Source organism: Streptomyces sp. NPDC050546, from assembly GCF_044457425.1.
In the GTDB taxonomy this organism is placed as follows: Bacteria; Actinomycetota; Actinomycetes; order Streptomycetales; family Streptomycetaceae; genus Streptomyces.
In genome coordinates this window covers 30,149-48,566 of sequence record NZ_JBITGX010000008.1, presented here as the reverse complement: position 1 = coordinate 48,566, position 18,418 = coordinate 30,149, and the positions used below count along the sequence as shown (strand labels likewise).

The window sequence follows — 18,418 nt, the reverse complement described above, 5'->3', positions numbered from 1 at the left end:
CCCCTTCAGGACGTCTGTGCTCATGCCAGCCATACGTTGTCGAAGCGGGCCCAGTCGAGGGTGTTGGCCGGGGCCTTGGTCTCCACGCCCCTGACGCCGCGGGCCGTTCCGAGGATCCAGTCGGCGAAGCCCCAGATCAGGAAGCCGCCCTCGGCATACAGGCGGCGCTGCATCCGCTCGTAGACGGCGGCCCGCTCGGTCTTGTCGCGGGTGGACTGCGCCTGCTGGTAGAGGGCGTCGAAGTCCTTGTGCCGCCAGTGGGTGGCGTTGGTCGTGGAGTCGGTGAGCAGCCGCTGGGAGAGGTGGGCCTCGATGGGCATGGCGCCGGAGCGGTAGCAGCACAGGGTGCCGCCGTCCAGGATGTCGCTCCAGTAGGAGTCCTTGCTGCCCATCTTGACGTCGATCGTGACGCCGGCCTTGGCGGCCTGGTCGCGGAAGATGCCGGCCGCCTCGGTGAAGCCGGCGGCGACGGCGGAGGTGTCCAGGGTGACCTTGAGCTTCTCGGCTCCGGCCTTCTTCAGCAGGGCGCGGGCTCGGTCGAGGTCCTGCTCGCGCTGGGGCAGGCCGTCGGCGTAGTACTCGTAGCCCTTGCCGAACAGGTCGTTGCCTGCCTCGCCCGCGCCGGCCAGGGCACCGTCGACGAGTTCCTTCCGGTCGGCGATGAGGAAGAACGCCTCGCGCACCCGGCGGTCGTCGAAGGGCGGCCGGTCGGTCTTCATGCAGAACGCCTGCATGGCGCTGTTGCGCAGCCGGACGATCTCGATCTGTCCCCGGCCCTCGTGGGCGCGGGCGGTGGTGGGGTTGAGTTCGTGGGCGTACTCGACCTGACCCGCGAGAAGGGCGTTGACGCGCGCGGACTCCTCGTTGGCGACCACGAATTCGAGTTCGTCGAGGTAGGGGGCGCCGTCCCAGTAGTTCTCGTGGCGGCGGAAGACGGCGGAGCGGCCGGGTGCGAAGGAGACGAAGCGGAAGGGGCCGGAGCCGATCGGCTTCTTGTCGAAGTCGCTCGCGTGCTCGGGGACGATGTACGCGCCGAACGCGGCCAGGACGTTGGGGAATTCGGCCGTGGGACGCTTGAGGACGAACTCGACGGTCCGCTCGCCGGTGGCACGGCTGGCGTCGAGGTCGATGGGTTCCAGGGACGCCTTGGCGCGGAACGCCTGCTTCGGGTCGGCGATCCGGCGGTAGCTGTGCAGGACGTCCTTGGCGGTGACCGGCCTTCCGTCGTGGAAGGCGGCCTCGCGCAGGGTGACCTGCCAGCGGTCGAGGGTCTTGTTCGGCTCCCACGCGGCGGCGAGGCGGGGGCTGGCGGAGAGGTCGGCGTCGTAGTCGGCGAGCTTGTCGTAGAGGGCCTTGGCTCGGGCGACGTCGGCGAACAGGCTGGCCAGGTGCGGGTCGAGGGTCTCGCTCGCGCCGCCGCCGGCGAAGGCGGCGCGCAGCCGTCCGCCGCGCTTCGGCTTGTCCCCGCTGCCGCTGTCCGCCTTGTCGTCCGTGCCTCCGCCGCAGCCGGTGAGGGCGAGGGCGGCGGCGCCGGTGGTGGCGGCGAGGAAGCCGCGCCGGCGCAGGCCGGGGAAGTGTGCGTCGTGCATGACTGGTCCTTCGGGTCAGTGGGTGTGCGGGCGGCGGGCGACGAGGTGGAGCCGGTCCGCGTCGGTCGTCCGGCCGGGCGACTCGCCCGCCCGCCAGGGAGGTTCGGTGCGCGGTCCGGGTCCGTCGTGGAGTTCGAGCACGTCGAATCCGTGCGCCGTGAGGAAGTGCCGCAGTTCGTGCGGGAAGAGCAGCCGCCAGGCGGAGTGCTGGGTGACGGGCTCGGATCCGTCGTCGGTGGTCCAGACGCGGGTGCGGCGCAGGAGTTGGGCCGTGCGGTCCACCGTCAGCGTGGTGGTGGAGCGGTACGACGTGCCCTGCCAGGCGAAGGCGTTGGCGGTGGGCCGGTCGAGCAGGTCGGTGCGGCCGAGGAAGTACGCGCCGTTGCGCATCTCCGCGACGAGCAGGCCGCCCGGGCTGAGGGCCCTGTGGCAGGAGGCGAGGAAGCCGTCGAGCTGGTCGTTGGTGTGGCAGTACAGGAGGGAGCTGTCCAGGCACACGACGGCGTCGAAGGGGCCGAGGTCGAAGCCGTGCAGGTCGGCGCGGACGTACTGCGGGCCGGGGTGGTGCGCGCGGGCGTGGGTGAGCATCGCCTCGGACAGGTCGGCGCCGGTGACCGTGCGGCCTGCCGCGTGCAGTCCGGCCGCGTCCCGGCCGGTGCCGCAGCCCATGTCCAGCACGCGCGGCCCGGCACCGTGGCGGCGCAGGCAGTCCTCGGCCCACCGGGCGGCCAGCCGCTCGGCGTCGGGGAAGCGGGCCTCGTACAGCGCCGGATGGTCGGTGAGGAGGTTACCGCTCGTCACACCTTGCTCCTCTCCCCCGCCGGCGCGGGCACCTCCGGACTCGGGCTCGCGGGCAGGGCACCGAGCCGGCGCAGCCAGGCCACGCCGAGCGCGGAGACGAGGCCGAAGCAGGCGCAGCACACCCACGGCAGCCACCCGGCGCCGTGTTCACCGCGGTCCATGGCCCAGCCGACGGCGGTGTTGCCGAGGGCCGCGGCGACGCCGGAGACGACGTAGAAGATGCCGAAGTAGGTGCCGGTCAGTTCGGGGCGGCCGAAGCCGGGGACCAGCTCCATGACGAACGGCTGGGCGATCATGACGCCGAGGTAGAGCAGCAGGGCTCCGGCGAGCACCGGTACGACGCCCGCGAGGAAGGCCGGAAGCAGGAAGGCCAGCGCCATCACCGCGAGTCCGACGGCGATCCAGCGCCCTCGGTCGCCCCGGGCCTTGAGGGACCGTGTGATCCTCAGCTGGAGGGCCAGGTTGGCCACCGTTCCGACGAGGAAGACGATCCCGGCCGCCCCGTCCCAGCCGGTGGCGTCCCGCGCCCCCGCCGGCAGCAGCAGATACAGCTGGTTCTCCAGGGTGAACATGCCGACCATGGCGAGCGCGAAGGCCACGAAGGGCCGGTTGCCGAGCACTTCGCGCCAGTCCCCGAGGACGCCGCCGCCACTCGGCTCCGCCTTCCGCGCGGGCAGGACGAGCGCCTGCGCCACGGTGAGGACGGCGAAGATCCCGGCCGCGGTGAGCGCGGACGTGCGGAAGTCGACGAGGAGCAGGGCGCTGCCCAGCAGCGGGCCGATGAGTGCTCCGGTCGTGGCGAACACGTTGAACAGCGCGAACGCCTCCGCCTTGCGCTCCCCTGCCTCCTGCGCGAGATACGCCCGCACGGCCGGGTTGAACAGCGCCCCCGCGAGCCCGCTCAGCACGGAGGCGGCGAGCAGCACCGCCAGCCCGTCGCCGAGCGCGAACAGCGCGAACCCGAGGGTGCGCAGGGCGCAGCCCGCGATGATGACGCCGCGTGCGCCGAGCCGGTCGGAGGCGGAGCCGCCGATGATGAACAGGCCCTGCTGGCTGAGGTTGCGGACCCCGAGGACGATGCCGACGACCGCCGCCGACAGGCCGAGGTTCTCGGTGAGGTGGGTGGCGAGGTAGGGGATGAGCAGGTAGAAGCCGGTGTTGACGCCGAGCTGGTTGACCAGCAGGAGCCGTACGGCGAGCGGGAAGCGTCGTATCTCATGCCACGTGCGCACGGGCCGCCACCTCCTCGACGCCCAGGCCGGGGAGGCCACTGGTGCGGACGACGCCGTCGGCGCCGCCGATGCCGGTCCACGGGTCGTGGGCGAGCAGCAGATGCCCGTCGAGGTCGGCCCAGCGGGCCCGGTCGGCCAGGTGGACGGCGGGGGCGAGTCCGAGGGTGCTGGCGGTCAGGCAGCCGAGCATCAGATCGGTGCCGCTGCCCTCGATCAGCTCGGCGACGCGCAGGGCCGCGTGGACGCCGCCGCACTTGGCGAGCTTGACGTTGACGCCCTGGACGCGTCCGGCGAGGCGGCGGACGTCCTCCAGGGTCACGGCGTCCTCGTCGGCGATGACGGGCAGCGGTGCGCGCTCCGCGAGGGCGCCCAGGGCGTCCGGGTCGCCGGGCGGGACGGGCTGCTCGACGGCTGCCACGCCGAGATCGGCGAAGCGCGGCAGCAGGGCGTCCGCCCGCGCGACGGACCAGGCGCCGTTGGGGTCGAGGAGCAGCCGGGCGCGGGGAGCGGCGTCGCGGATGACACGCACGCGCTCGATGTCGTCCTCGGGGTCGGGGGCGCCCGCCTTGACCTTGATGATCTCGAAGCCGCTCGCGGCGAGGCGCCGGGCCTCGGCCGCCGCACGGGCCAGGGCGGTGATGCCGATGGTGCGGGCGGTCGCGGCGACGGGCGGGGCGGTGGTCCCGAGGAGACGGTGCACGGGGGCGCCCGCACGCTTGCCGGCCAGGTCGAGCAGCGCCGACTCGACGGCGGCGGTGACCGCGGGCGGCACGTCACTCGCGAACGACTCCCCCGCCCGCAGGGCCTCCAGAGCGCTCTCCGGATCGGCGAAACGGCTCAGGTCCACGGCGGAGAGGAGCCGTACGAGCGTCTCGGTGCCGAGTCCGTAGTAGACGCTGGTGACGGCCTCGCCGTGGCCGCGCAGTCCGTCGTGCTCGACGGTGAGCCAGACGGCGTCGCGTGCGGTCATGGTGGAACGGGAGATGCGCAGCGGCTCGGCGAGTTCGAGGCGTACGGTGCGCAGGCTGGACTTCACAAGTTCTCTTTCTTCAGAGCGGGGGCGGCGAGCGGGTCGCTGACGCGGGTGCAGCGGACCCAGCCGGCGGCCTCCGCCGCGTGCGGGTGCGGTATCTCGACGGGCCGGGTGGCCGCGGCATCAGGGTCGAGACCGTGGGCGGCGGTGAAGTCGTCGTCGTAGACCGTGCCGAGGTAGCGGTGCGGGCCGTCGGGGAAGACGGTGGCGACGACCGCACCGGGGTGGACGCGGGCGGCCCAGGCGGCGACCCGGGCGGCGGCGCCGGTGGACCAGCCGCCGCTGACGAAGGCGCCCCGCGCCAGCCGGCGGCAGCTGTCGACGGCCTCGGCCGGGCCGACCCAGTGGACCTCGTCGAAGGCGTCGTAGGCGACGTTGCGCGGGTGGATGCTGCTGCCCAGGCCGCGCATCAGCCGGGGCCGGGCGGGCTGGCCGAAGATGGTGGAGCCGGTCGCGTCGACGCCGATGAGCCGCAGGGCGGGCCAGTGGCGGCGCAGCGGGCCGATGATGCCGGCGCTGTGGCCGCCGGTGCCGACGCTGCACACCAGGACGTCCAGATGGTCGAGTTCGACGGCGATCTCGGCCGCGAGGGAGGCGTAACCGGCGGTGTTGTCGGGGTTGTTGTACTGGTCGGGCCAGTAGGCGCCGGGCAGTTCCGCCAGCAGTTCCCGCAGCCGGGCCAGGCGCGCGGCCTGCCAGCCGCCCCGTTCCAGCGGACGGTCGGCGATCTCCAGCCGTACCCCGTGGGAGCGCAGCAACTGGCGCATGGACGGCTCCAGTTCGCGGTCGCCGACGAGCACGACGGGATGGCCGAGGGCCTGTCCGGCGAAGGCGAGCCCGATGCCGAGGGTGCCGGAGGTGGACTCCACCACCGGGGCACCGGGCAGCAGTTCGCCGCGCTCACGGGCGCCCAGCAGCATCGACACGGCGGCCCGTGCCTTCATCCCGCCCGCGGCGAGCCCTTCGAGCTTGGCCCAGAAGCCGGGGTGCGGGCCGGGCAGGTCGGCGGTGATGCGGGCCAGCGGGGTACGGCCGACCAGGGAGAGCAGTTCCCGTCGCGCGGCCGGTCGCAGCGCGGTCGCCGTCATCGCCCGCCTCCCGGACAGGAGCCGTCGTAGCGGTGCAGGACACCGGGGCCGCCGTCGAGCCAGAAGAACGGGTACGGCTCCGCGCACACCGCGCTGACGCCCTGCCCCAGGAAGCGGGGCAGCACGGCGCTCCCGGTCTGGGCGAACATCACCAGCTGCTTGCCGTGTGCCAGGGCGTGCCGCCGCAGCGGTTCGAAGGTGCCGTTGCCCAGGGTCATGCCGGAGACGAGCAGCGCGTCACACCGGCCCGCCGCGGCGAGCGCGTCGGCGACGACCGGCTCGTCCCACTCGGTCGCGCCGCCCTTGAGGTCACACGGGATGTAGCGCAGCTCGCGCGAACGCAGCGCCTCCAGAAGGGAGTTGACGACGCCCACGACGAGCACGGTGGCTCCGGGCGGGAGGTCGAGCAGGCCGACGACGGCCTGAGCCCGGGCCCGGGACTTCTCCAGCGACGACCCGGCGGGCAGCGGGACGGGGCGGGCCCCGTTGGCCGGGGTGTGCGGCAGGACGTGCAGCAGATAGGCGTCGAGGGCCGCGACCCGTACCGCGGGCAGCGGATGCTCCAGCAGCCGGGCCACGTCCGCGCCCACACACTCCTCGACCGCGCTGTCGGGCAGCGCGCCGGGCTCGACCGCGCAGGAGCCGACGGCCTCGGCGAGGCGCAGGCTGAGCACCTCGTTGCGGTAGCCGGTGCCCCGTCCGGCGTGCCGGACGGCCTGCCGGGTGGTGAAGGCGACGGCGACGCGCAGCGTGCCGGGGTCGGGCCCGAGGGCTCCTGCGCGTACGAGCGTCACCAGGTGGTCGTACGACAGTCCGGTGAGGGCGGTGGTCATCGGATCACCAGTCCCGCCCGCAGCCCGTCCAGCACGCTTTCGACGCGTGCGCGGGCGCCGAGTCCGTCGGCGTCGCCGGCCATGACGTGCCCCAGGTACTCGTTGTTGCTGCCCGCCGCCTTCACCGCCTTGCCGGGTTCGGCGAGTTGCACCTCCAGCACACCGGGCAGGTCGCACACGTTCATGCCGTCCAGCGCTTCGAGGGTGCCCGAGGAGCCCGGCACCAGGAAGCCGACGGCCGCGCTGTCCAGCCCGGTGTCCGTGTGCCGCAGATCGGGTGCGCGGCCCAGGGCGACGTCCACGAAGGCGGCGGCCAGGTCGATCCCGGTGACGTGCCGTACGAGCTCGGTGATGCGGTTCCCGGCGGGCCGGGGGTTGACCTCGACCACGCGCGGCCCGGCGGAGGTCAGCTTGATCTCCGTGTGCGCCACGACCCCGTCGGTCAGCCCGAGGGCCTTGAGGGCGGCCAGCGCGGTCTGTTCGGCCGCCTCGGCGTCGGCCGTCGTCAGGTCGGCGGGGAACATGTGCCCGGTCTCGACGAAGGCGGGCGCCCCGCCGACGCTCTTGTCGGTCACGCCCACCACATGGACCGCACCCCCGTAGGACACGGTCTCGACGCTCACCTCGGGGCCGTCCAGCAGCTCTTCGAGCAGCACCACGGGCGTCCGCCGCTGTCCGCGGGCGTTGACCGGGAAGCCGGCCAGGGCCCGGCAGGCGGCGGCGAGTTGGGTCTCGTCGTCCACGCGGCGCACGTACATGCCCGCGCACAGGTCGACGGGCTTGACGACCAGCGGATAGCCGATGTCCCGCGCGGCCCGGGCGATGTCGGCCCACTCCTCTCGGACGGCGAAGCGCGGGCCCGGCACCCCCGCGTCGGCGAGGACGCGGCGCGTGGCGTCCTTCCGGCAGGCGTTCCCGACCGCCTCGGGCCCGGGGCCGGGCAGACCGAGGCGCTCGGCGATCCGCGCCACGGCCGGCAGGTAGTAGTCGCAGGACGTGACGACCCCGTCGAAGCCGAGCACCCCGTGCAGCCGCTCGACCTCGGGCAGCAGCGCCTCGACGTCGTTGGTGTCGGCGGTGATGACGTTGCGGGCGCCGAGCAGCGGATGGGCCGTTCCCTCCGGGGCCGAGCGCAGATAGTGGTGCAGGTCACGGGTGAGGAACGTGAACACGTGCCCGTTCTCCCGGATCGCCCGCGGCAGCAGTCGGCTCATGGACCCGACCCAGCTCTCGACCACCAACAGATGAGACACAACTCCCCCTTTCAAAAGGTTGCCACCCGCAGACGCTATCGATAATCATTTTCATTGTCATCTTCTTGAGTGAAGTTTTCCGGAGACCCTGTTGACTCGTTCACTGCGCCGCACCGCACTCCTGTGCGCTCTCACGGCCGCCACAGCCCTGCTCCCCGCGGGCCCGGTCCGGGCGGCCGAGCCGCCCACGCGCCTCCGCTTCTCCGCCTGCCCGGACTCCGTCCCCCGCCCCGCGGCACCGGACCGTGTCGAGTGCGGACGGCTCGCGGTGCCGCTGGACCGGCACCATCCCTCCGGGCCCCGCATCGAGGTGGCGGTCTCACGGGTCCGCGCCTCGGGCACCCCCGCCGAACGGCGCGGCATCCTGCTGGTCAATCCGGGCGGCCCCGGCGGCTCCGGGCTCCCCTACGCGGTGACGAAGCGGGCCAAGCTCCCCGAGAGCGTGCGGCGGGCGTACGACGTGGTCGGCTTCGACCCGCGCGGCGTCGGACGGAGCACCCCGGTCTCCTGCGGCCCGATGGGCGGCCTCTTCGACAGCCCCGGCAGCGACCCGGTCCCGGCCGGGCCCCGCGCAGAGCGGGCGTACCTGGCATCCCTGCACGCCATGGCCGACGACTGCGCGAAGCACGCGGGCCGCCTGCTGCCCCATCTGTCCACCGAGCAGACGGCGTACGACATGGACGCGATACGCGGGGCGCTCGGCGAACCACGGACGAGCTTCCTCGGCGTCTCCTACGGCAGTTGGCTCGGCGCCGCCTACACCGCCCGCTTCCCGCACCGCGTCGGCCGGATGGTGCTGGACAGCGTGGTCGGGCCGTGGGACTGGTACGACTTCGACGTGATCCAGAGCCGGGCCCTGCTGCGGCAGCGCGACACGTTCTTCGCCTGGGCCGCCGGGCATTTCGGCCTGGGAGAGACTCCTGCCGAGGTGCGTGCGTCGTATCTGCGGGTGCGCCGGGGGCTGGCCGCGCGGCCCGTCGCGGGGTTCGGCCCTGCGGAGTTCGACCGCGCGGTGTACCGCGCGCTGGGCCGCACCGAACGCTGGAAGGGCCTCGCCGACGGCCTGCGCGGCTACCTGGCCGACGGCGACCCGGACGGGCTGCGCCCCGCCACCGCCTTCGACAGCCCGGACTCACAGAACTACGAATCGGCCAACCGCGTCGTCAAGTGCGCCGACGGGCCGGGCCCCGGCCCCCGCGACATCGTCACGGACATCCGCCGCACCCGCCGGCTCGACCCGCAGCCGGTCCTGACGGGCATGGAGGCGAGCGCCTGCGCCTACTGGCACCACCGGCCCGCCCACCGCACCCCGCTGGGCAGTCCGGACGCGCCGCCGGTCCTCCTCGTCGCCTCCGCGCACGACCCCGTCACGCCCGTCGAGGGGGCCCGCGAGCTGCGGCGCCTGCTGCCCGGCGCACGCCTGGTCACCCTCGACAACGACTACTCCCACGGCGTGTTCGCGAGCCGTGGCGACGCGTGCGTGGACGACACCGTGGCGGCCTATCTGGTGCGCGGAACCGTGCCGTCGGCGGACGTGCGCTGCACGGGCCCGGGCCTGCCGGCGGTCCGGTAGCGGACGCCGGCCTCAGGCCTCCTTCCACACCAGCACGGTCAGCACCGCGTTCGCGACGGTGACCGGCGCGGCGGCCTGGCTCAGCAGGCGCACCCGCATACTGCGCCCCGAGGCGAGCCGCTTCGTCAGGGGCACGACCACGAAGCTGCCGCCGCCGGTCCCGGCGATCTCGTGGATCGGGTGGTCCGCCCGGTGCTCGTCGCCCTCGTACTCCGACATGCGCGCCTGCACGACCGCACCCGCCGGCAGACCGTCGATCTGGAGGCTGAGGGTCCCGCTGAAGCGGGCCGGGCCACGGGCGAACACGCTCCCGCCGGTGGCGTGGTGGCCGGTCTCGTCGGTCCACTCCGTGGTGAACTCGACCGAGTCCCAGGCGCCGGGAGCGAGCTCGTACTCCCCGACGACACCTAAGTTGACGTACTGGGGCATGGGGTCCTCTCCTTCCCACCGGCCCGCCGGGAGGGCCAGGGCGTCGGCGACATCACGGCGGAAGTCGGCCATGTCGAATCCGCGCGGGTCGACCTTCCAGTCGCTCCATTCCAGGTGGCCGATCGCGCTCTTGTGGCCCCAGCCGTGTGCGCGGCAGACCGCGGCGGTGGCCTTCACGATGGCGAGGTACTGCTCACGCGGCCACGGGTCCTTGCCGTCGCCCTTGTTCTCGCACTCCCAGCCGTAGAACCGGGCGTTGCCGTCGACGGCTCCGGCCGAGCCGTCGTGCTCGTGCGTGGCCGGCGGGTACGTGCCGTACGACTCGCCTATGACGGCGTTCAGCACGTCACCGTCACCGCCGCCGGCGTGGTTGGCCCGGCCGTTGCCGGTCAGGTGGACGACGCCGTCCTTGGTGATGCACCCGGTGGCGAGCGGGCCGGGCAGGGCGCTGTGACCGTGGTAGATCAACTCGACGACGTCCGTGCCGGGCCCGGTGACGGTGTGGTGGATCATCACGCCGTGCACGGGGCCCCAGGGGCCCTTGTGGTTACGGTTGTTGGTGCGCCAGCCGCCGACCTCGTGGACGGCGCAGCCCTCGGCCTTCAGAGCGGCGACGAGCCGGGTGGCGGTGAGTGGTGTGGCCATGCTCGGTCCTCCGTTTCGGCGCGCTCACGCCGGTCCGAAGACTGCGGGCCCGGCGACGGAGCGTGCCTGCGGAACGCTTCGCCCGAACCTGCCCTGGAAACTCGCCAGGCCCTCACTCACCATTGTTCCGCCGCTTGCCTCCCCGCTCACCTCACCGTGCCCCCGCACACAAATTCGGCGGGATTACGCCCCTGCCGCGGCAGGCCGGGGGCCCTGTCGGTGGCCCGGCGTAGGGTCCGCTGCCATGAGCATCTCCACCGTCGAGGAGTCCTGGGCCCGCATCGACGCCTGGCTGACCCGGCACGCCCCCCTCACCGACCGTGAGGACGGGCTGCCCATCATCCCGGGCATCGACGGGAGTTCCTCGCCGCGTCGTGTTCTGGCCGACTTGGCGGACGCGCTGGAGGGCGGCCTCCCGTTCCTGGGCCGGATCCCGCTCGCCGTGGCCGGAAAGCTGCTGTGGGAGGAGGAGAGGACCGTGTCCGCCGACCCGGTCTCCGCGCTGAGCCACGCCGACCGGCTCGCCGAGCCGGAGTCGGACCCGCCCTTCCCCCGCAGGCCGGTCTTACCGCAGCACGCCGAAAGCGCCGCGCCGGCACCCACGCACGGCGACGCTGGGAGTGGGACGCAGAGACTCCTCTTCGTCCGCACCGGCCGACGGAGTCCCGAACCGCTCCCGGACCAGCCGGACGTGGCGTTCGCCGCAGGGCTGACGCCGGGCGACATGCTGCGCCGGCTCGGCGCTGTGCCCGCCACCGTCCGGCCGCGCGACCGCCGGCAGGCCCGGCGGGCGGTGGAGTCGGCCTGGGCAGCGCACCGGCCCCTGGTCCGTGCGGGTGCCGTCGGCGGATGGGCGTACGCCACGATCGAGGGCGGCGCCGCGCAGTTCGCCCGGCCCGAGGTGCTGCGCGCCCTGTCGGCCGGCACGCGGGTGGTGGTCCTGACCAGGCGGGGCCCCGAGGTCGCTCTCACCTTCGCGGAGGACGGCGTGCCGGGCCCGGAGGAGGACGCCCGGCGCGTCATGTCACCACGGGAGGGCAACCACGCCGGCGGACCGTGGGCGCGGCGCCTCGGTGTGGACCTCTGGCCCGGGTCCACCGCCGCCTACACCCGCTTCCTGGCCGTCCTGGAAGGGGAGTTCGGGATCGTCTACGACCCGGAGGGGCGGGAGGAGCTGACCAGCGCTCTGGTGCTGCCCCTCCTGGACGACCTGCCCGAGCGTGAACCCGAGGCCTGCGTACGGGACTTCGACCTGGCCGGGCTCGTGGAGCGGACTCCACCCCGGCGGCTGCGCACCGCCGTCGCGGCCCAGCTGGCCCGGCTGGCGGCCGAGACGCACCTCGACACCCACCCGGAGGTGACGGAGGCCCTCGACCGGATCCAGCGCGGTCTGCCGGTCGACTGCGACCAGGACGATCCCCTGGCCCTGCGGATACGGGCCCTGGCCGCGGAGGTGCACGCGACCAGGACGACGCTGTCCGGCGGCGACGGCGGGCCCGTGTCCGAGGACGACCTCACCGCTTGGGTCGCGCGCAGCGACGCGGCCGACGCGCTACGGGCCTTCCTCCGGCTCCCGTTGCCCGTCGCGGCCGAGGCGGTCCTCCAGCGGCGGATCTCCGTCCACTGGCGGGACGAACTCGCCGCCGACCTGCGCGGCACGTGAGCCGGCGGCGTGCCGCAGGAACTCCTCCACCAGCGGCTCGTGCCCGCCGTCCCGTGAGACCAGGGAGAGTTCGACGATGTCGGCGGTGTCGCTGAGCGGCCGGTAGGCGATCGGGCCCTGGATCGAGCGGACCGCCACGTTCGGTACGAGGGTGACGCCGAGGCCGCAGGCCACCATCGCCAGCTGGGTCAGGATGGAGTTGGCCACATGCCGTGCCTCCGGGGTGAAGCCCGCTCTGCGGCAGGTCGCCATGAGCTGGTCGTGGTAGTCGGGGGACGCCTCGCGGCGCAGCCACACCCAGGGCTCGTCCGCGAAGCCGGAGAGGTCGACCGGGTCCGTGGTGTCCCCGGTCAGCGGATGCCCGTCCGGCAGCGCGATCACGAACTGGTCGTGCCGCCAGGGCCGTACGCGCAGGCCGCGCACCGGTGCGCTCGGCCGGATGACTGCCAGGTCGATCTCGTGCCGGGCGACGGCCTCCTGCCCCTCCCCCGTGTCGACCTCCGTGAGGTGCAGGTCGACCCGGGGCCGGGCGTCCCGGAAGGCCGCCAGGGTGCCCAGCAGCGGCTCGCTCAGCGCCGAGGTCACCACGCCGATCCGCAGCGTGCCCACCAGACCGGCCTCGGCCTGGGTCGCCACCTCGTGGGCGTGCCGGGCGGCCGCGACGAGCCCGCGGCACTCCTCGGCGAACGCGCGGCCGGTCTCGGTCAGCCGTACCCTGCGTTCACTCCGGTCGAACAGCCGCACTCCCAGCTGCCGTTCGAGCTGGAGGATCGCCTGGCTGAGGGGCGGCTGGGACATCCGCAGCCGCTCGGCCGCGCGGCCGAAGTGAAGCGTCTCCGCGACGGCGAGGAAGTAGCGGGCCTGACGGACCTCGATCATGAGTCGCTCCTCATGGAGTCGCCCCCCTGTGAGTCGCTCCAAATATCGATGGCAGAGGAAATCAGACCTTCAGTATATGGAGCCGCGTTGTTTGACTGGCGCCATGACTGCTGGACATTCCCTGCTGGACCGGTTCGCGGAGCTGGACAGCGCCACCGTGTCCGATGCCCTCGACGCCTGCGGGCTGCCTCCCGGACAGGGCGGGCTGCGCCCGATGTGGGGCACGCCCAAGGTGGCCGGATTCGCGCGGACCATCGCACTCGAACCCCTGACCGGGGAGCACGGCGGCTCCCACATCCTCACGGACGCGATCGCCGAGGCCGGCCCCGAGGACCTCGTCGTGGTCGCGAACGGCGGCCGGACGGACGTGTCCTCCTGGGGCGGCATCGTCAGCGTCGGCGCCTCGGTGCGCGGCGTCCGCGGCGTGGTCACGGACGGTGCCTGCCGGGACGTGCGGCAGGCTCGTGAACTGGGCTTCCCCGTGTTCGCGCGCGCCCTGGTGCCGGTGACCGCGCGCGGCCGGCTGCGGCAGAGGTCGACGGGCGAGCCCGTCTCGCTGGGCGGGGTGACCGTCGCCCCCGGTGACGTGGTGCTGGCGGACGAGGGCGGCGTCGTGGTCGTCCCGCGCGAGCGTGCCGCCGAGGTGCTGGAGGCGGCGCGCCGGCTCGCGGACCGCGAGGCGGCCATCGAGGCCGAGGTACGGGCCGGTGTCCCGCTGCCGGACGCGATGCGGGACGCTCGCCTGGCCGGAACGGAAGGGCGGAACGCTCGCCTGGCCGGAACGGAGGCGACGCGATGAGCGGCGTCCTCACGCGTGCCGGAACGGAGGCGACGCGATGAGCGGCGTCCTCACGCGGCTGCGCGCGCTGCCCACCGCCGCGCTCTCCGACGCCCTCGACCGGATCGGCGTCGAGGGCGCCCTGCACGGCCTGTCCCCTCTCTCCGACGGCTTCCGGGCGGCCGGCCCGGCCTTCACCGTCCGCTACGCGCCGGTCGACGAGTCCGGCACCGGCACGGTCGGCGACTTCCTCGACGACGTCCCGCCCGGGTCGGTCGTCGTCATCGGCAACGACGGCCGCACCGACGTCACCGTCTGGGGCGGCATCATGACCGGACTCGCCGCCCACCGGGGCATCGCCGGCACGGTGATCGACGGGGTGTGCCGGGACGTGTCGGCGTCCCTCGCGCAGGGCTACCCGCTCTTCAGCCGGGGCCGGTTCATGCGCACCGGCAAGGACCGGGTGCGCCTGGTGTCGGCCGGCGAGCCGGTGACCGTGAGCGGCGTCGAGGTCCTCCCCGGTGCGCTGGTGTGCGCCGACGCCGACGGCGTGGTCGTCGTCCCGGCCGCCGAGGCCGAGCGCGTCGCCGGGATCGCCGAGCGCATCGAGCACGCCGAGGCCGGGATCGTGGAGGCCGCGCGCCGGGGCGGCACCCTGCGCGAGGCCCGAGAACGGTTCGGCTACCACACACTCCAGACGAGGAGCCGGTCATGACGGACGCGGCGCGCGGTCACGGCACCGCCACCCTCTACGAGGCATCCTCCGGGGCCGCCCGTGCCTGCGATCCCGCCCTGCGCGCCGCCTGGCCGGGAGCCAGGGCGGCCGGGCCGGCGTTCACCGTGCAGGGTGTGGGCGGCGACAACCTGGCCCTGCACCGGGCGGTGGCCGAGGCCCCGCCGGGCAGCGTCCTCGTCGCCGACCTGCAGGGCGCCCGGCACGGCCACTGGGGCGAGATCCTCGCGGTCGCGGCGCAGCGGCGCGGCATCCGCGGTCTGGTCGTCGAGGGCGGGGTACGGGACACGGCCGAACAGGCGGAGCTGGACTTCCCGGTCTTCGCCCGGCACATCACCGTCGTCGGCACGGGCAAGGACCACCCCGGCCGGTTCGGCGTCCCCGTCCGCGTGGGGAACGTCGTCGTACGGCCCGGCGACCTCGTCGTCGGCGACGCGGACGGCGTGGTGGCCGTACCGGCACAGGCCGTGCCCGGGACGCTCGACCGGGCCGATGCCCGGGTGCTGGCCGAGCGGCGGGCTCTCACGGCCATCCGCTCGGGCATGACGACCCTGGAGTTCTACGGCCTGCCCACCGGGCCCGGCGCCTGACGGCACAGCGATCTGGGCCCGGCGCCTGACGGTACGGCGATCCGGGCCCGGCGCCTGACGGTACGGCGATCCGGGCCCGGCGCCGTGCGTCACCGTCGGGCGCGGTCCTGGAAGCCGGCGATGCGTTCCCACATGGCCACGGGGTTGGAGTACATCGGCCAGTGGCCGCTGTACGGGATCTCGGCCAGTTCGACACCGTGCGCGGCGAGTTCCTTCAGGTACGACAGGGAGGAGTTCTGCTCGCCGTACAGGAACATGCGGGGGAAGGGCAGTGCGAGGAAGGTGGCCATCAGGTCGCCGTGGTCGGACAGGTCGACCATCGACTCGAAGATGCCGCGGACCGCGCCGGGCCGGACCTTGTGGGGCACACTCGCCGCGTACAGGGCGGCGGCGAACTGCGGTGAGCTGCGCACTCGTTCGGTGAAGTCGGCGAGGAAGCGCTCCGGGCCGTCCGAGGGGTGCGTGATGATCTGTCGGCTCAGGAAGCAGTCCTCGGGGGCCACGTTGCCCTCGATGTCGACGAAGCTCAGCACCCGATCGGGCTCCTGGTCGGCGAGCAGCAGGGCGGTCAGGCCGCCCATGGAGTGCCCGACCAGGTGGAACCGTCCGATCTCCTGCCGTGCCAGGACCGCCCGGGCGGTCCTCACGAGGAACGGGACCGAGATCCCCGGCAGATCCGCGCACCCGCTCTCGCCACAGCCGGGCGCGTCGTAGGCGAGGAAGGGCCGTCCGGCGAAGGCGGGGTGGGCGGCGAGGTCGGCGTAGTCCTCCTTGGTGGAGCCGAAGCCGTGCAGGAGGACGACGGGGTCGCCGTCCCCGGGGCGGCGGAGGGCGGCGACACTCAGATCCACGCCGTCCACCCGCAGGTCGAGGCGTTCGTTCAGCACTGCCATGCCGTCGAGTCCACCAGACGCCGTCGAGAGACTCAAAGTCTGACTTCGACTGCCGGCGATAGGCGGCGCGTCTCGGCCCTCGCGCCGTACCGACGCGGTCAGACCATCTCGGGCTGGGGTTCCGGCTTCGGCACCGGTGCGGCCTCGGGCTCCCACACCCGCGTCGTCCGTATGTAGCCGTAGATCACGGAGCCCATCGCCGCTATGAGGAGGGACCCGGCCACCTGCGGGTGCGCGGCCATCTCCACCGGCGCCCAGCGGTAGGACACCAGAAGCGCGGCGAACACCGTCGTGCCGTAGGTGACCAGCTGGATTCCGGACCGGTCCCAGCCGCGTGCCTGTGCGCGCAGAGCCGCCTCGATGGTGAGCGTGAACACCACACCGGCGACGAGGTCCACGCCGTAGTGGTAGCCGAAGCCCAGCGTCGCGGTGAGCGTGGCGATCAGCCAGAACGTGCCCCCGTAGCGCAGCAGGCGCGGGCCCCGGCGGGAATGGAGGTAGATCGCGACGGCCCACGCCGTGTGCAGGCTGGGCATGCAGTTGCGCGGGGTGATCCCGTCGAACGGCATCGCCTGCGGGGCGCCGACCGGCGGCGGCAGGTCGGGCCACAGGTTGGCCAGCGCCCAGTGCCCGCCGTCGGCACCGTAGGCGAAGACCGGCCCGACCACCGGGAAGATCATGTAGATGCCCGGCCCGAGGAGGCCGATCACCAGGAACGTGCGCACCAGGTGATGCTTCGGGAAGCGGCGCTCGGCCGCCACGTTGCGCAGCTGGTACAGCGCGACGACGACCGCGCCCACCGCGAGCTGTGCGTAGACGACGTCGAGCAGAAGGGTGCCGACCGGGTCGGTCGCCATGACGATACGGCCCACCAGCCACGACGGGTTGCCGAGCGCGTGGTCGGCGGACGCCAGGTACTGGTCGAGAACCGTCGGCTGGGTTTTCGACGTGATGAGCAGCCAGGTGTCTCCGGTCTTACGGCCGGCCACCAGCAGCAGTCCGAGCCCGACGCCCTTCAGCAGCAGCACGCGTTCCGTGCCGGTGCGGCGTGTGACGGCCATGACCGCGATGCCCAGAATCACCCACAACGCACCGTTGCCGAACGGGTGTCCGTCGGCCAGGAAGGGCGCGCCGACGGCCCACCGCACCAGCTGGAAGACGGCGTCGATGCCGACCGCGATGCCGACCGCGATGAACCGTTGCCGCCGGGTGAGCACCACCAGCGCCATGGCCAGGCAGGCATACAGCAACCAGCCCGATTTGGGAGGGAGTATCACCTCTTGCACCTGGCAGGTGATCGGCCCCGGCACGCCGTAGTGACGCGCGGCGATCTCCAGCACGATGAGGAATCCGAGGGTGATCACCCCCGCCACGGCCCATAGCAGCACACGCGGTTGACGCCATGCGGCGAACGTCGTTCTGCTGCCTATTCGCGCAAACAAACGCGATGCCATGGATATCAATTTTTTAGTCAGTTTTCCGGTGAAGAAGGGCGATGGGTGCTCATCACAAGCTCGAACATGCTAGCGGAGCGATGCGGATGAGTCTCGCGATTACGGGTGATTCGAGCCGACTCAGATGGTCAGGCCCTCGCCGCTATAGGCTGTATACAGCACGATGTGCGGTCTGGCGACGAGGGAGTGTCATGGTCCGGGCGACCGGCAAGAGCGAAGCGGTGTACGAGCAACTGAAGGGCGACATCGAGTCGCTGCGCCTGCGCCCCGGCGCGAAGCTGAGCGAGATCCAGCTCGGGGAGGAGCTGGGGGCCTCCCGTACCCCGGTGCGCGAGGCGATCCGGCGGCTGGCCCGTGAGGGGCTCGTCGACTTCGTGCCGGGCGAGGTGGCCCGCGTGGCGGGGATCTCACTGGGCGGGGTGCGTGCCCTGTTCGACTTCCGGATGCTGCTGGAGCCGGAGGCGGCCGCTTCGGTAGCGACGGCGGGCACGGCCCGCGAGCAGACCCTCGTGCCGTTCCGGGAACTCCTGGAGCGGCTGGACGAGTTCGACGCGGCCTTCCGGGTGCTGAGCGCGGCCGAGCAGGAGCGGGCCTACCAGGGCTTCTACGAGCTGGCCGAGCGGTTCGACCAGGCGGTCGTCGCGGCGTGCCGCAACCCCTACCTCGCCCGCACGATCGGCGACCTGCGCAGCCAGACCGCGCGGCTGCGGCATCTGTCGCACAGCGGACCCCGGCGCATGCTGACGTCGCTGGAGGAGCACCGCGCCATGCTCAGGGCGATCACCCGGGGCGACGCACAGGCCGCGTCGGCGGCCTGCCGTCACCATCTGGCGCAGACGCTGCAGGCCCTCATCGAGGGCCTGACCGCACAGGACTTCGCCCTCGGCGGCGAGGTGCAGCTCGGCGTCGTCGGCTGACTCCCTCGCTCCGGCACAGGAGCGGGGACATGCGC

The 18,418-nt window shown here is 73.2% G+C and carries 17 protein-coding genes; 6 read left to right on the top strand and 11 right to left on the bottom strand.

The annotated features are described in order from the left end of the window. Positions 1-20: 20 nt before the first annotated feature. From ACIBK5_RS20755 to ACIBK5_RS20725, 7 genes are read right to left on the bottom strand one after another with little or no spacing between them, the layout of a single operon-like run. The gene (locus ACIBK5_RS20755) at positions 21-1,589 is read right to left on the bottom strand and encodes an ABC transporter substrate-binding protein (protein ID WP_399021346.1); all 1,569 of its coding nucleotides are present in this window, start codon (positions 1,587-1,589) and stop codon (positions 21-23) included. A 15-nt stretch (positions 1,590-1,604) separates the two neighbouring features. Then, entirely contained in the window at positions 1,605-2,390 is a 786-nt protein-coding gene (locus tag ACIBK5_RS20750) for a class I SAM-dependent DNA methyltransferase (protein ID WP_399021345.1), read from the bottom strand. Beyond that, positions 2,387-3,622 (bottom strand): MFS transporter, encoded by a 1,236-nt coding sequence (locus ACIBK5_RS20745; RefSeq protein ID WP_399021344.1) that lies wholly within the window; start codon positions 3,620-3,622, stop codon positions 2,387-2,389. The genes ACIBK5_RS20750 and ACIBK5_RS20745 overlap by 4 nt, the downstream gene beginning before the upstream one ends. Continuing rightward, on the bottom strand, positions 3,606-4,658 hold the full coding sequence (locus ACIBK5_RS20740) for a dipeptide epimerase (protein ID WP_399021343.1): 1,053 nt from the start codon (positions 4,656-4,658) through the stop codon (positions 3,606-3,608). Before ACIBK5_RS20740 ends, ACIBK5_RS20745 begins: the two co-directional genes overlap by 17 nt. Further along, positions 4,655-5,743 (bottom strand): PLP-dependent cysteine synthase family protein, encoded by a 1,089-nt coding sequence (locus ACIBK5_RS20735; protein WP_399021342.1) that lies wholly within the window; start codon positions 5,741-5,743, stop codon positions 4,655-4,657. The genes ACIBK5_RS20740 and ACIBK5_RS20735 overlap by 4 nt, the downstream gene beginning before the upstream one ends. Then, on the bottom strand, positions 5,740-6,576 hold the full coding sequence (locus tag ACIBK5_RS20730; protein ID WP_399021341.1) for a Rossmann-like domain-containing protein: 837 nt from the start codon (positions 6,574-6,576) through the stop codon (positions 5,740-5,742). The genes ACIBK5_RS20735 and ACIBK5_RS20730 overlap by 4 nt, the downstream gene beginning before the upstream one ends. Further along, entirely contained in the window at positions 6,573-7,829 is a 1,257-nt protein-coding gene (locus ACIBK5_RS20725; protein WP_399021340.1) for an ATP-grasp domain-containing protein, read from the bottom strand. Before ACIBK5_RS20725 ends, ACIBK5_RS20730 begins: the two co-directional genes overlap by 4 nt. 91 nt (positions 7,830-7,920) lie before the next feature. Between ACIBK5_RS20725 and ACIBK5_RS20720 the strand changes: the two genes are divergently transcribed. Then, positions 7,921-9,402, top strand: coding sequence for an alpha/beta hydrolase (locus ACIBK5_RS20720; RefSeq protein ID WP_399021339.1), 1,482 nt, complete (start codon positions 7,921-7,923; stop codon positions 9,400-9,402). A gap of 12 nt (positions 9,403-9,414) precedes the next feature. On the opposite strand, the gene ACIBK5_RS20715 is transcribed toward ACIBK5_RS20720, so the two are convergent. After that, positions 9,415-10,476: an N-acetylmuramoyl-L-alanine amidase gene (locus ACIBK5_RS20715; RefSeq protein WP_399021338.1), complete on the bottom strand. Its 1,062-nt coding sequence runs from the start codon at positions 10,474-10,476 to the stop codon at positions 9,415-9,417. Between the two features lie 244 nt (positions 10,477-10,720). Here ACIBK5_RS20715 and ACIBK5_RS20710 point away from each other — a divergent pair, with 244 nt between their 5' ends. Continuing rightward, positions 10,721-12,139, top strand: a complete 1,419-nt coding sequence (locus ACIBK5_RS20710; protein WP_399021337.1) for a hypothetical protein — start codon at positions 10,721-10,723, stop codon at positions 12,137-12,139. Here the strand turns inward: ACIBK5_RS20710 and ACIBK5_RS20705 are convergent. Continuing rightward, a complete protein-coding gene (locus ACIBK5_RS20705; protein ID WP_399021336.1) occupies positions 12,029-13,018 on the bottom strand; it encodes a LysR family transcriptional regulator in 990 nt (329 codons plus the stop codon). The two genes, ACIBK5_RS20710 and ACIBK5_RS20705, sit on opposite strands and share 111 nt — an antisense overlap. 103 nt (positions 13,019-13,121) lie before the next feature. Between ACIBK5_RS20705 and ACIBK5_RS20700 the strand changes: the two genes are divergently transcribed. The 3 genes from ACIBK5_RS20700 to ACIBK5_RS20690 are packed head-to-tail and all read left to right on the top strand — an operon-like array spanning position 13,122 to position 15,119. After that, a complete protein-coding gene (locus ACIBK5_RS20700; RefSeq protein ID WP_399021335.1) occupies positions 13,122-13,817 on the top strand; it encodes an RraA family protein in 696 nt (231 codons plus the stop codon). A gap of 37 nt (positions 13,818-13,854) precedes the next feature. Next, entirely contained in the window at positions 13,855-14,511 is a 657-nt protein-coding gene (locus ACIBK5_RS20695) for an RraA family protein (RefSeq protein WP_399021334.1), read from the top strand. Then, positions 14,508-15,119 (top strand): RraA family protein, encoded by a 612-nt coding sequence (locus ACIBK5_RS20690; protein WP_399021333.1) that lies wholly within the window; start codon positions 14,508-14,510, stop codon positions 15,117-15,119. The genes ACIBK5_RS20695 and ACIBK5_RS20690 overlap by 4 nt, the downstream gene beginning before the upstream one ends. An 89-nt stretch (positions 15,120-15,208) precedes the next feature. Here ACIBK5_RS20690 and ACIBK5_RS20685 read toward each other — a convergent pair whose 3' ends face one another. Together ACIBK5_RS20685 and ACIBK5_RS20680 are read right to left on the bottom strand one after the other, a co-directional pair. Next, positions 15,209-16,012, bottom strand: coding sequence for an alpha/beta fold hydrolase (locus ACIBK5_RS20685; protein WP_399021332.1), 804 nt, complete (start codon positions 16,010-16,012; stop codon positions 15,209-15,211). A 98-nt stretch (positions 16,013-16,110) separates the two neighbouring features. Continuing rightward, a complete protein-coding gene (locus ACIBK5_RS20680; RefSeq protein WP_399021331.1) occupies positions 16,111-17,466 on the bottom strand; it encodes a phosphatase PAP2 family protein in 1,356 nt (451 codons plus the stop codon). 191 nt (positions 17,467-17,657) lie between these two features. Here ACIBK5_RS20680 and ACIBK5_RS20675 point away from each other — a divergent pair, with 191 nt between their 5' ends. Next, positions 17,658-18,383: a GntR family transcriptional regulator gene (locus ACIBK5_RS20675; RefSeq protein ID WP_399021330.1), complete on the top strand. Its 726-nt coding sequence runs from the start codon at positions 17,658-17,660 to the stop codon at positions 18,381-18,383. Positions 18,384-18,418 lie beyond the last annotated feature (35 nt).